This is a genomic window from Dyella sp. 01L423 (genome assembly GCF_056399945.1).
In genome coordinates this window covers 215,424-228,787 of sequence record NZ_JBFTSI010000001.1, presented here as the reverse complement: position 1 = coordinate 228,787, position 13,364 = coordinate 215,424, and the positions used below count along the sequence as shown (strand labels likewise).

The 13,364-nt window shown below is 65.3% G+C and carries 10 protein-coding genes; 6 read left to right on the top strand and 4 right to left on the bottom strand.

Features of this window, described 5'->3' with window-relative positions:
• Positions 1-39: 39 nt before the first annotated feature.
• Positions 40-957 carry a hypothetical protein gene (locus AC1DMY_RS01010; protein WP_477163193.1) on the bottom strand — a complete coding sequence of 306 codons (918 nt, stop codon included), beginning with the start codon at positions 955-957 and terminating at the stop codon, positions 40-42.
• Between the two features lie 324 nt (positions 958-1,281).
• On the opposite strand from AC1DMY_RS01010, the gene AC1DMY_RS01005 reads away from it, so the two are divergent.
• Complete coding sequence (locus AC1DMY_RS01005) at positions 1,282-4,119, top strand: bifunctional diguanylate cyclase/phosphodiesterase (RefSeq protein WP_477163192.1); 2,838 nt, start codon at positions 1,282-1,284, stop codon at positions 4,117-4,119.
• Between the two features lie 224 nt (positions 4,120-4,343).
• Here AC1DMY_RS01005 and hslO read toward each other — a convergent pair whose 3' ends face one another.
• The gene (gene hslO / locus AC1DMY_RS01000; RefSeq protein ID WP_477163191.1) at positions 4,344-5,243 is read right to left on the bottom strand and encodes an Hsp33 family molecular chaperone HslO; all 900 of its coding nucleotides are present in this window, start codon (positions 5,241-5,243) and stop codon (positions 4,344-4,346) included.
• Between the two features lie 130 nt (positions 5,244-5,373).
• Here hslO and mtgA point away from each other — a divergent pair, with 130 nt between their 5' ends.
• The 3 genes from mtgA to AC1DMY_RS00985 all read left to right on the top strand — a co-directional run bounded on the left by mtgA (position 5,374) and on the right by AC1DMY_RS00985 (position 7,651).
• Complete coding sequence (gene mtgA / locus AC1DMY_RS00995) at positions 5,374-6,114, top strand: monofunctional biosynthetic peptidoglycan transglycosylase (RefSeq protein WP_477163190.1); 741 nt, start codon at positions 5,374-5,376, stop codon at positions 6,112-6,114.
• Between the two features lie 66 nt (positions 6,115-6,180).
• Positions 6,181-7,119, top strand: coding sequence for a glycosyltransferase family 2 protein (locus tag AC1DMY_RS00990; RefSeq protein WP_477163189.1), 939 nt, complete (start codon positions 6,181-6,183; stop codon positions 7,117-7,119).
• Positions 7,120-7,222: 103 nt separating this feature from the next.
• Positions 7,223-7,651 (top strand): CBS domain-containing protein, encoded by a 429-nt coding sequence (locus AC1DMY_RS00985; RefSeq protein ID WP_121877911.1) that lies wholly within the window; start codon positions 7,223-7,225, stop codon positions 7,649-7,651.
• A gap of 7 nt (positions 7,652-7,658) precedes the next feature.
• On the opposite strand, the gene AC1DMY_RS00980 is transcribed toward AC1DMY_RS00985, so the two are convergent.
• Complete coding sequence (locus tag AC1DMY_RS00980; RefSeq protein WP_477163188.1) at positions 7,659-8,975, bottom strand: NTP/NDP exchange transporter; 1,317 nt, start codon at positions 8,973-8,975, stop codon at positions 7,659-7,661.
• 74 nt (positions 8,976-9,049) lie between these two features.
• Between AC1DMY_RS00980 and AC1DMY_RS00975 the strand changes: the two genes are divergently transcribed.
• Both AC1DMY_RS00975 and AC1DMY_RS00970 read left to right on the top strand, forming a co-directional pair.
• Complete coding sequence (locus tag AC1DMY_RS00975) at positions 9,050-10,651, top strand: GMC family oxidoreductase (protein WP_477163187.1); 1,602 nt, start codon at positions 9,050-9,052, stop codon at positions 10,649-10,651.
• Positions 10,652-10,795: 144 nt separating this feature from the next.
• On the top strand, positions 10,796-12,097 hold the full coding sequence (locus AC1DMY_RS00970) for a serine hydrolase domain-containing protein (protein WP_477163186.1): 1,302 nt from the start codon (positions 10,796-10,798) through the stop codon (positions 12,095-12,097).
• Positions 12,098-12,180: 83 nt separating this feature from the next.
• Here AC1DMY_RS00970 and AC1DMY_RS00965 read toward each other — a convergent pair whose 3' ends face one another.
• Entirely contained in the window at positions 12,181-13,224 is a 1,044-nt protein-coding gene (locus tag AC1DMY_RS00965; RefSeq protein WP_477163185.1) for an energy transducer TonB, read from the bottom strand.
• Positions 13,225-13,364 lie beyond the last annotated feature (140 nt).

The following is a 13,364-nucleotide window of genomic DNA, read 5'->3' as shown; positions in this document are numbered from 1 at the left end:
GTTTTCTTTGCGCGTCCAACCGATGGTCGACGGCTTGAATCAGAGATCCTGGTGGTACTGCACGTACGGCGTGCGCGACTGATCGGGCTCCGGGCCCGCCGGCGTATTGATGGCATTGCCCGACGACCACAGATTCTGCGCGCCGATGCTCAATTGGCCCTGCCACGGCAGACGCCAGGTCACGCCCAGGTCGATGCTGTTCCAGCGACGATCCGGGTTATAGCCGGCGCCACCGGGCACACCCGCTTCCGGCGCCATCGTACGACCCACGATGCTGCCGCTCAGCGGACCGCGATCGACGCCGAAGCTCACCGCTTTCTGGTCGAGCGCATTCACGCCCATCACATTGCCCGGCAACAGACGGACACGACCCACGCTGGCGCCCAGATCGATGCCGCTCTTGCCATCCAGGGCGAAGCGGCCGCGCGCGTTGACCTGGGTGCTGCTGTCAAAGGCGGACAGCCCGTTGACGCCCGGCAAGGCGCCGGGAAGCAGACGCGGCAGCGTGGCAGCGCCCTGCACATTGTCGGTACCCACGCTCAGGCCGAGCGTATAGCGACCGTCGTTATAAGTAGCGCCCACTTCGCTGCCGATGATGCGCGGCGCCTGGTTGTTCGCCCAGTTGTGCTCGCTCACGCCCACGTGCGCCTGCACGTTGGGAGCGATGCCATAACGGAATTCGTTGGACTGCACGGTCGCCGAATCCACCGCGCGGAACTGCAGCGGCGTATCGGCCAACTGGGAGGAACCGAGCGTATCGCTGCTCGACTGCAGCGCCAGCCAGCGGCCATCGGAGCCGCGCCACAGCGGCACGCCGTTGGCGGCGGCCTGGGAGGTCTGATCCGGCGTCTGCGAGAGCAGGCGCCCGGCCGCGCTGTACGAATCATTGGCCGCAGTCTGTCCTGCCGCGATCAGCGGCATCAACAGCAGTGGCAATGACAAGAACAGACGACGCATGAAACGCGAAACCCCCGCGATACAGATAGGCAGGAACGGATTCGCCCCCTCCCAGAGACGAGTTAGGCCTAACGATACCACATTTTACTTTTTGCTAACACCTAGATTCCCAGTTTGTGAACCAAGTCCGTATGGCCTCGACTCACAAATTTTTGACATCCGGAACCCCAATAGGTTCCCGGTTCACAGACCCGGCGACAAAGCTGAATGGAGGCGATATATAGTCGTCTCCTGTCGACAATGCCCGGAATCGTCCCACGACTGATGACGTCCGCCCCTTCCAGCACGATCCCCACATGGCCTGCAGACAGCGCTGTCGCAGCCATGCATGCCGCGGTGGAGCGACTCTTCCGCGCGGCTGATGCTGCGAGCGTGGCGGAAATCTGCGAGGTCATGCTGCGCGATCTGGGCATCGAAGGCCGCCTGCATTGGCGCCTACTGGGCGACACGGAGCCGCCGAACGAGCAGATCACCCAGCTGGACCTGGCGGAGGATCCGCAGGGCCTGCGTTCGCTGGTGCTGGCTCTGCCCACGGGTTCGATCTCGGACCCGATGAGAGAGAACCTCGCGTGGATCGGCCGGCTGGTGGCCTGTCGCCTGCGCCAACTGGCGGAAACCTCGCGCCTTTACGAAGCCATCTCGCGGTTGGCGCTCGCCGAGCGACTGCAGCGTGCGCTCTACGCCATTGCCGATCAGGCAGGCGCAGAGCACAACATGACCGAGATGATGCACTCGCTGCACGCCATCCTCGGCAGCCTGATGTACGCGGAAAATTTCTACATCTCCTTGTACGACGCCGCCACCGACACGGTGCGCTTCCCGTATTACGTCGACACGATGGACAAGGAGCCGCCCTCGCCCGACGAATCGGTGCCGCTGCAGGAGATGCGTTACAGCCTCACCTGGAATCTGCTGCAGGGCGGCCAGGCGATCATGGGTTCGGTGGCCGAGTTGACCGAACAGTTCAAGGGACGCTTCGTGCTGCTTGGCCCGGTGTGCGAGCACTGGCTCGGCGTGCCCCTGCTGCGCGACGGCCGCGTGGTCGGCGGCATCGTGATGCAGAGCTATCGCGAGGACACCCATTACAGCGAGCATGACCGCGAACTGCTCAGCTACGTCGCCAAACATGTGCAGACCGCGCTTGAACGACGCGAAGCCCATGAGGAGCTTGAACGCCGCGTCTCCAGCCGTACGGCGGCATTGCGCGAAGCCAACCGCGTGCTGCGCCAGCAAGTGCTGCAGCGCCAGCGCGGCGAGCGCCTGCAGGCGGCGCTGTTCCGCATCGCGGAGCTGGCCAATGCTTCCGAAAGCATCGACAACTTCTATGCCGCCGTCCATCGCGTGATCGGCGGCCTGCTCTACGCGCGCAACTTCTATATCGCGTTGCTGGACGAAGAGCAGAAAACCCTCAGCTTCCCCTACTCGGTCGACGAGTTCGACACCGTGCGCCTGCCGCGTGCGCATGGCCGCGGTGTCACCGAATTCGTGCTGCGCCATGCCAAGCCGCTGCTGGCCGATCCGGCGGAATTCGATCGCCTGCAGCAGAGCGGTGAAATCACCCATCGTGGTTCGCGCTCGGTGTGCTGGCTTGGCGTGCCGCTGGTCTGGGGCGATCGCGCGATGGGTGTGCTGGCCGTGCAGAGCTACTCGCCGGAGCACACCTACGACGTGCGTGACCAGGAGCTGCTCACGTTCGTGGGCTACCACGTCGCCAACGCGCTGCAACGCAAGCACACCACCGAATCGCTTAAGCAGGCCTATGCGAGCCTGGAGCGCCGCGTCACCGAACGCACGCGCGCCCTCGCCCTGGCCAACCGCGACCTGCGCGAACAGATTGCCGAGCGCGAGCGCGTGGAGCGCCGCCTCAAGTACGAAACCCTGCACGATTCGCTGACCGGCCTGCCCAATCGCACGCTGCTGCTGCAGCGTCTCGAGCAGGCGCTGCAGCGCTATCACGGCGACACGCAGGAATTGTTCGCGGTGCTGTTCATCGACCTGGATCGCTTCAAGGTCATCAACGATTCCGTCGGCCACCTGGTCGGCGACGATCTGTTGTTCCAGGTGGGCGGCCGCATCCGCGCCTGCCTCAAGACGCGCGACGTGGTGGCGCGCCTGGGCGGCGACGAGTTCGCCGTGCTGGCCGAAGGCATCACCGATCCGAAGATGGCGATGCTCATCGCCGAGCGCATCATCGATGAGTTGCAGACGCCGTTCCGCCTTGGCGCCAAGGAAATCTTTACCTCGGCATCGATAGGCATCGCCCTGCCCAGCCCGCATTACCAGCGCCCGGAAGAATTGCTGCGCGACGCCGACGCCGCGATGTATCGCGCCAAGGACGAAGGTCGCCACCGCGCCGCGGTATTCGACGATCGCCTGCGCCGCGAAGCATTGTCGCTGCTGGAAATGGAAGGCGACCTGCGCCGTGCGCTGAGCCGCAACGAGTTCGTGCCGTTCTACCAACCCATCGTGGCACTGCAGACGGGCCGCACCGTGGGCTACGAAGCCTTGCTGCGCTGGCGCCACCCGGATCGCGGGCTGCTGACGCCCGGCGACTTCCTCGCCGTAGCCGAAGAAAGCGGCTGCTCGGAAGCCATCGACTGGCAGATCTTCGAGCAGGTCTGCGCCCAGGCCGAAGCGCTGGCGGGCAGCGATGGCTTCGTCAGCATCAACGTGTCCGGCCGCCACTTCCGTTCGCTCGACCTGGACAAGCGCCTGCTCGACCTGATCGAGTCGCATCACCTGCCGCCGCGCTGCCTGCGCGTAGAGGTGACTGAGCGCGCGCTGCTGGAGAACGCCGTCCAGGTGAAGCGCATGCTCGACAATCTGCGCGGCCATGGCGTGAGCATCGCGCTGGATGACTTCGGCACCGGCTACTCGTCGCTGAGTTACCTGCACCAGTACCCGATCGAGACACTGAAGATCGATCGCTCCTTCATCGTCGAACTGCCGCGCGAAGGCGGTCACGGCGCTGCCGTGGTGCGCGCCATCCAGGCGCTGGCCAATTCGCTGCAGATGCAGGTGATCGCCGAAGGCATCGAGGAAGAGGACCAGCGCGAGGCGCTGCTGCGCATCGGCTGCCGCTTCGGCCAGGGTTTCCTGTTCGCCACGCCGAAGATGGCCGAGGTGTGGCTGCAGCGCGAGCATCATTTCGCGTTGCCGTAGGGCGCAGAGCACTTTCTTTCGGTCCCTCAGTTCCTCCTGACCGTCATTCCGGCGCAGGGCGGAATCCAGTAGCGATGCAGTGGATTGTTGCCGAACCTCCAGCGCAGGCTGTCAGATCGCGACAACCCAGAACCGACGCCACTGGATTTCGGCCTGCGCCGGAATGACGGGCAAAAGAAAAGGCCGGCACCTTGCGGTGGCCGGCCTTTGTCACATCACAGGATTTACTGCGCCGTATGCGGCGCACTCGCCGCCGGCGTCACGCTAAGCAGATGCTCCGCATCCACGCGATCGAAGGTATAGCGCTGCGCGCAGAACTCGCAGATCACTTCGATCTCGCCTTCACGGGCTTCCAGCGCCGCCTCCACTTCATCGCGGCCCAGCGAGCGCAGCACGGCTTCCACGCGCTCGCGCGTGCAGCTGCAGCCGAAGGCCAGCGGGCGTGGGTCGAACAGGCGCACGGACTCTTCGTGGTAGAGGCGATACAACAGCTGCTCCGGCGGCGTGGACAGCAGCTCCTGCTGGCCCAGCGTGGCGGTGAGATGCTGGATGCGCGTCCAGGCGTCTTCATCTTCCACCGCGTCGTGGCCGCCTTCGTCCGGCAGTTTCTGCAGCATCAGGCCCACGGCATGCTCGCCATCGGCCGCCAGCACGATGCGTGCCGGCAGCTGTTCGGACTGGCTGAAATAATTCTCCAACGCCGAGGCCAGCTCCGGATGCTGCAGGTCGACCAGGCCCTGGTAGCGCTGGCCGCGCTCGGCATTGCCGATGGTGATGGCCATGATGGCGTCCGGCATCGCTGCCAGATCCAGCGTCTCGGGCAGCGGATCGTTCCAGCGCGCAAGGCCGCGCAGGCGGCCGTGATCGGTGCACTCGGCGAACAATAGGCGCAGCGGGCCGCTGCTCTTGAGTTCCACCGAGAGTGCGCCATCGAGCTTGATGTTGCCGGTCAGCAGCGCGCTGGCGGCCAGGGTCTGGCCGAGCACCGAGCGCAGTGCGGCGGGATAATGGGCGCGGCCGGCAACTTCGCGCCAGGCCGGGCCGAGACGGACGAGCACGCCGCGCACGCCTGCGCGCTCAAGCATGAAGCGATGCAGTACATCTTCGACTAGCACGGTTTCCACGGGATCGACCTCTCAAGAGCAATCCCCCTAGATGGGGGCGCCTGCATCGCGGCACAACGACCTTCGAACAGGCTGTCGGGGAAGGGGCTGGCGCCTCCTATACTGCCGCCAATTCCGTCCAAGCGCCGCCATGAATCCACGACGCCCGTTCGCCGCCCGTCTGCTCCGCACCCTGATGCTGCTTGCGATCTCCTGGCTGGCGCTGAGCTGGCTGGTGGTGCTGGTGCTGCGCTTCGTGCCGCCCCTGACCTCGGCAGTGATGATCGAGCGCCAGCTGGGCGCGCTCATCCACGGCGAGAAAGACTTTCGCCTGCAGCATCGCTGGGTGCCTTGGAGTCAGGTCTCACCGTATGTGCCTCTAGCGATGGTGGCCGGCGAGGACCAGAAGTTCCCCTACCACCACGGCTTTGATTTCGACTCTATCCAGACCGCCGTCGATGCCGCCGACGAAGGCCGTCGCCTGCGCGGCGCCAGCACGATCAGCCAGCAGACGGCCAAGAACCTGTTCCTGTGGAACGGACGCAGTTTCATCCGCAAAGGGCTGGAAGCGTATTTCACCGTGCTGATCGAACTGACCTGGCCAAAGCAGCGCATCCTCGAGGTGTACATGAACATCGCCGAGCTGGGCGATGGCATCTACGGCGTGGGCGCGGCCAGCGACGCGTACTTCCATATGGCCCCGTCGCGCCTTGGCGCGGCACAGGCGGCCCGTCTCGCCGCGGTGCTGCCCAGCCCTCGCCGCTTCCACGCGGATCGCCCCACGCCTTACGTGCAGAGCCGTGCGAACTGGATCCAGCAGCAGATGGGGCAACTGGGCGGCCCGGGTTACCTGCAGAGCCGACAGGCCCCGCGCGACACGCGGCGACACTGAGGCTCGCTCCGCGACCAGGCAGTGCACTAGCATGCGCCCACTCTCTGGGGAATCGTCGCGCCTGCCATGTCACGCCTAACCGTTGTCGTGCCTGCCTATAACGAGGCGGCCGTGCTGCCGAGCTTCCATCTCCGGCTGAGCCGGGTGCTGGACGAACTGCCGTTCTCATGCGACGTGCTTTACGTCGATGACGGCAGCACCGACGCCACCTGGGAACTGATCAGCAACCTGGCCACCGGCGACGCCCGCGTCGGCGCGATCAAACTCTCGCGCAACTTCGGCAAGGAAGCGGCGCTGACCGCCGGCCTGGACCAGGTCGATGCCGATGCCGCCATCGTGATCGATGCCGACCTGCAGGACCCGCCGGAGCTGATTCCCTCGCTGGTGGAACGCTGGCACGAGGGTTTCGATGTGGTCTATGCCAAGCGTAGCGCGCGCCAGGGCGAAACCGGCTTCAAGCGTTTCACCTCGGCCCTGTTCTATCGCAGCATGGAGCAGGTTTCCGATATCAAGGTGCCGCGTGACACGGGCGATTTCCGCCTGCTGTCGCGCCGCGCGCTGGACGCCTTGCGCCAGCTGCACGAACGCCAGCGCTTCATGAAGGGGTTGTTCACCTGGATCGGCTACCGGCAGACAGCCGTCCATTACCTGCGCGAGCCACGCCAGGCTGGCGCCAGCAAATGGAATTATTGGCGTCTGCTGCAGCTGGCCATTGAAGGCTTTACCTCGTTCTCCACCGCGCCCCTGCGGCTGGCCACCTGGACAGGCGTGCTCGCCTCGCTACTCGCCTTTGGCTTCGGCCTGTGGGTGTTCGGCAAGGCCCTGCTGCTTGGCGATCCGGTGCGCGGCTACCCGTCGCTGATGGTGGTGATCCTCTTCATGGGTGGCGTGCAGCTGCTCGCACTGGGCGTGATCGGCGAGTACCTGGGGCGCAACTACGCCGAGAGCAAACAGCGTCCGCTGTACTTCATCGAAGAGCGCTACGGCGCGCGTCCCAAGTCCTGAGCGGCTTTCGCTGCGCGCTTCACATCGGGCCAACACCACGTCTACGCGGCGGCGCTAGACTCCCTGCATGCGGCCGATCGGCGGCCTCCTGGGAGGTTCAAGCATGCGACAAGTCAAGCATTTGCTGGAAGGCAAGGGCACCGACATTTTCAGCATTGCACCGGACGCGCCCGTGCTTGAAGCGATCAAGCACATGGCCGAGCGCCGCGTCGGCGCGCTGCTGGTGATGCGCGAGGACCGGCTGGTAGGCATCGTCTCCGAACGTGACTACGCGCGTAAGGTGATCCTGCAGGGCCGCTCCTCCGCGCAGACCGCGGTTTCGGAAATCATGAGCAGCCCGCCGCTGACGGTGGGACCCGATACCGACGTGTTCGACTGCATGCGCCTGTGCACCGACAGCCGCATCCGCCACCTGCCCGTGGTGACCGGCGAACGGGTCGTGGGTGTGATTTCCATCGGCGACCTGGTGAAGGAAGTGATCGACGCCCAGGCCGAACAGATCGAACAACTGCAGCGCTACATCACCAGCTGAGTCTTGCTCAGGCTTTGGCGGCTTCGGCCTCCGCGGCCGCGTCCTCTCCGACCCGCTGCTCCGGCAGCAGGTCGGGAGAATGACCGGCGCGCGCGGCCACCCAGGTGGCCACTACCGCGACGCCCGCACCGATGCCGGCCATGCCGGTGGCTGCCATGCCCAGCGTGCCCAGCACGCTCACGCCACTGGTGACCAGCACATCGCCGAATCGCCAGATCGCCGTCTCCACGAAGTTCTTGCCCTTGTAGCGCGTCTCGCGCGGCACACGGGTGTATAGCGCGTCGACTGCCGGCTTGGTCATGCCATAGGCGAAGCCGCGCGAGCCGACCAGCATGATCGAGAGCATGGGCACCATCGCACCGAACAAGCTGACGTTGCCAATACCCACGATCACCAGCAGCACCAGCAGCACGAAATTCACCAGCGAAGGCAGCACCAGGCCCGGACCCGCTCCCTTGCGCACCAGCAGCCAGCGCGTCAGTGTCAGTTGCAGCACCGCGCCGAGCAGGTTCGCGTAGAGATCCAGGTCGTTGTAGAACGAAGTGCGCGCCACCCGATCCGGCAGGTGCGCCTTGGTGTAGTCGGCCATCAGCGCGTAAGCCAGCGTGCCGATGCCATCGCCCAGCACCATCAGCACCGCCATGTAGCGCAGGAACGGGCGCGTCCACAATTCCTTGATGCCGGCCCACAGCGAACCGCCGATGGGCTCATCGTTGCGTGCCTCATCGCGGCAATCGTGTCGCGACGACAGGGTCACCAACAACGTCAGCGCAATCATCAGCGCCACCGCCGACACCACCAGCAGCGAGGCCACGCCGATGATCTGCACCAGAAACTTGGTCACCAGCGGCCCGAAGATCGCACCGGCCATCCCTCCCAGCGCGATCAGCGGGAACACGCGCCGCGCCTGCACGCTCTTGAAGATGTCCGCCATGAAGCTCCAGAACAGCGACACCACGAACAGGTTGAACACGCTGACCCAGATGAAGAAGCCCACGCCGAGCGTGCGCGCGCCGATACGATCCTGCGCCATGAAGGCCGGCACGAAGGCGAGCAGGCAGGCGACGAAGAAACTGTAGCTCCAGCCGAGCAGCCGCTTGCGCGAAAAATGCGAGACCAGCGCGCCGAACACCGGCGTCAGCAACAGCATCACGCCGAAGGTGCTGGCGTAGAACAGGGGTAGCGATTGGGATCCGACGGCGCCGCTGAGCTGGTCGCGCACAGGCCGGATGATGTAGTAAGCCGTCATCACGAAGAAGAAGGCCACTGCCGAGAGGATCGACGCGAGGCCTTCGTTCGCTGCGGCAGGTCGGGGGGTATTCACCGGCGTTTCCAGCGGGGGTCCGTCACAGACTAGCATGCGGCCTAGCGAACACCGACAAGGACCGGGGGATCAGGATGACATACGACATCATCATCGTCGGCGCCGGCTCAGCCGGTTGCGTCTTGGCCAACCGCCTGAGCGCCAACGGTAGCAAGCGCGTGCTGCTGCTCGAAGCCGGGCCTTCGGACTGGCATCCGCTCATCCATATGCCGGCAGGCATCGCGCGCCTGGCCAACAACCGGCGCCTAAACTGGAACTACCGCACCGAACCGCAAGAGCAGCTGCAGGGCCGCACGCTGTGGTGGCCCCGCGGCAAGACGTTGGGCGGCTCCAGTTCGATCAACGCCATGTGCTATGCCCGCGGCGTGCCGGGTGACTACGATCGCTGGGCACAGGCCACCGGTGACGCGCGCTGGTCATGGGAGCAGGTGCTGCCGTGGTTCCTGCGCAGCGAAGACAACACGCGCGGTGCGAGCAGCCTGCACGGCAGCGGCGGCCCGCTCGGCGTCAGCGACCTCCGTTATCGCAATGGGTTATCCGAGGTATTCATCAACAGCGCCGTGAGCGCCGGCTACGCACGCAACGACGACTTCAATGGTCCGAGGCAGGACGGCTTTGGCCTGTATCAGGTGACCCAGCGCAACGGCGCACGCTGCTCCACCGCAGTGGCTTATCTGCGACCGGCGAAGGAGCGCCCAAATCTCGAGGTGCGTACTGGCGCCCTGGTGGCGCGCGTGGTGATTGCCCAAGGGTGCGCTGTCGGGGTGCAACTGCAAGGCAGCGATGCGCTGATTGAAGGCGGCGAGGTGATCCTTGCCGGCGGCGCGGTGAACACGCCGCAGCTGCTGATGCTCTCCGGCATAGGGCCAGCCGATCATTTACGCGAACACGGCCTTGCCGTGCAGGCCGATCAGCCCGGCGTGGGCGCGAACCTGCAGGATCACCTGGACATCTGCACGCTCGACGGCAGCACGCGGAAGATCACCTACGACCATCTCAACGAACTGGCGGCGGGCTGGCGCTTCCTGCGTCATCGCGACGGGCCGGGCACCTCCAACATCGCCGAGGCCGGCGGCTTCGTGCGCAGCCGACTGGCCACGGACGAGCGCTGCGACCTGCAGTTCCATTTTGTGCCGGCGCTGCTGGATGACCACGGCCGCCATCGACTGCCCGGTTACGGCTATACGGTGCATGCCTGCTACCTGCATCCGCGCAGTCGCGGCACACTGCGCCTGCGCTCGGCAGATCCCGCCGAACCAATCGCCATCCATGCCAATTACCTGGGCGATGGCGAGGGGCACGACCTTGAGCGCATGATCGAAGGCGCCCGTCTGTCGCGCGAGATCCTCTCCCAGCCGGCGTTCAACCCATTTCGAGGCGCGCCAGTTTTTCCGGAGCGGGCAATCGCCAGCCATGCCGAGTACACCGACTTCATCCGGCGCAAGGCTGAGACCATCTATCACCCGGTAGGGACCTGCCGCATGGGCAGCGACAGCGACGCACCGCTGGACAGCGAGCTGCGTGTACGTGGCGTGCAGAACCTGCGCGTAGTCGATGCGTCGGCGATGCCCAGCCTGCCCAGCGGCAACACCAACGCACCGGTGATCATGATCGCCGAGCGCGCCAGCGCGCTGATCCTGAATGAAACCAAGCAGGCCGCGGCGTTGTCCCAGTAGATCCATCAGCCGTATGGGCAGAGGATTTTCCCCGTTTCCTGCGCTACTCTCCGGCGGCCGTCATGGATCGACCTGGCTCAACGCCCAGCTCGCTCCGAGCTGTCCTTCGACCCGCGTCACGCGACGCCCAGCCATTCGAACAGCATGACGTTACGCACGCTTCCACTGCTCATTGCCGCCGCCCTGGGATGGGCCGCCGCCCTGCCCGCCGCACACGCGGCGACGCCGGCGAACGACGCCAATGTTTCCGCGCCATCGCCGGGCGTGCCTGCCGATCGCATGAAGGACACGCTGGGCGCCTATCAGCAGTGGCTGGAGCAAGTGGATCAGCGCAACGTCGTGGCAGGCCTGGCGACCGCGGTGGTGGCCGACAACAAAGTCGTATTCGAGGACACCATCGGCTACGCCAACGCCGCCACGCGCGAGCCGGTGACGCCCGCGACGGTGTTCCGGCTGGCATCGCTATCCAAGGCGTTCGCCACGGCCCTCACGGGCGTCCTGGTGAGCGATGGCAAGCTGTCCTGGGATACCAAGCTCGTCAATGTGCTGCCGTTCTTCCGGCTCAAGAGCGACAGCGCTGCGCAGCAGGCAACGGTGCGCGACATTCTCGGCCAACGCCTGGGCCTGCCCAAGAACACCTACGACAGCATGCTCGAGGACAACGTGCCCTACGAAGAGCTGGTGCGCCGGCTCGACGAGGTCTCGCTTACCTGCGATGTGGGTCAGTGCTATGGCTATCAAAACATCGCCTTCAGCCTGATCGGCGACGTGGTGTATGCGCAGACCGGCGACTTCTTCACCCGCCAAGTCGACAAGAACATCTTCTTCCCGCTGGGCATGAAAACCGCGAGCTACGGTCGCGAAGCACTGGAAGCAAGCAAGAGCTGGGCGCGCCCGCATCGCCCCAGCAGCAACGGCTGGATTCCGTTCGAGCCGAAGGATGCCTATTACCGCGTGGCTCCCGCGGCGGGCGTCAATGCGAGCCTGAAGGACATGGAGCAGTGGTTGATCGCACAGATGGGCGGTCGCCCGGATGTGCTGCCGACGGCGCTGCTCAAGACGCTGCACGCACCGGAAGTGTCCACGCCGGTCGAAATGCATTCGGCGCCCTGGCGTCGCGCGCGGCTGGAGGATGCCTCCTATGCGCTGGGTTGGCGCGTGTTCGACTATGAAGGCGAAACGATGATCTTCCACGCCGGCGCGGTCGAAGGCTATCGCACCATGATCGGCTTCCTGCCCAGGCAGCACGTAGGCCTGGTGATGATGTGGAACTCCGCCGATCCGCTGCCCGCCGGCCTGCTGCCGATGGTGTTCGACAGCCTGCTCGGTCTCCCGCACGTGGACTGGGCGGGCATCGAAAGCGACGCACCCGCCGCCAACACGGCCAAGGGCAAGACACGCAAGAAGAGCAAGAGCGCGGCCACGGCACACGGCAGCAAGCGCTAGCCACCGGTCCATAAAAAAAGCGCCGCATGTTTCCATGCGGCGCTTTGCGTTGGCGGGTACGGGCCGCGGGCGCGGCCCGTCCGTCAGTTGAGCTTGAACACGATGCGGCGTTTGTCCTGCGACGGCACCGGACTGCCGTCCTGGGTGGCCGGCTGGAACTTCCAGCGGCTCACCGCCTCGGTAGCTGCGCGATCGAACACGTGACGCGGCTCGGCATCCACCACCTTCACATCGTCCACCGTGCCTTCCGGCGTGATGGTGAAGGCTACTTCCACCCAGCCTTCCTGGTTCGCGCGAACAGCGGTGGTCGGATAACGCGGCGGCACATTACGCAACAGCACGGCCGGATGCGTACCGCCGGCGCTCGCGGACGCCGTGTTGCCGGTGCTGGCGGTCGCGGACGAGTTCTGCTGCTGGCGAGCGGCTTCCGCCGCCTGTTGCTGCTGAGCTGCGCGTGCCTGTGCCGCACGCTGGTCGGCTACCGCCTTCTGCTGGGCCTCCGCGGCAAGGCGATCGGCATCGGCCTTGTCCGATGCAGCCTTCTGCGTGGCCAGCTGCTGTTGCTTCTCCTTGTCCGAGGCCAGCTGCTGCTCGCGATCGAGCAACTTGCGCTGGGCATCGAGCTTGGAGCGCAGGATGGTCAGCGTGTAGTTCGCCGGGTCGGCCTTGGTCAACAGATCGATCTGTCGCTGGGCTTCGTTGAAGTCGCGCTGGTTGATCGCCTGTTCGGCCACGCTCGCGCCCACCGGAAAGGTCTCGCGCAGCGCATCGGTGGCCACCTGGTTGCCGGGTTGCTTCTCCAGCACCTTCAGATAGAACTCGAACGCGTTGTTGCCGGCCGGTGCCAGCAGACGTTGTTCGTTGACTGCCTTGCGGGCTTCCGAGAGCAGCTGGTTCATGCTCATGGCGGCCACGTTGACGGGCGGCGGCGGTGCTTCGGCGCCCGCCTTTACCGGCGTGGACGGATGCGCACCGACGTCGGCGTCGACCAGGTCCTGGTGCGGTTTGATGATGAGGAACCATGAAGCTGCGGCAAGTACGGCAACGACAGCAACAATGGCAATGGCAGCGGGCCGAATGGCCCCACGCGCGTAATGACGCGCATGACGTTTGTTTCGGGTATCCATGATCTCTCACCGAGTGGCATCAGATACCCGCGCTTTTTCCCCCTGTGAATCCAGGAGCGGCAGCCTCCCCAGGCCACCGCGGCGCGGATGTGTGAAAGGTAACCGTAATGCAGCACTACGGCAAATCGTTCGTCGTGTCG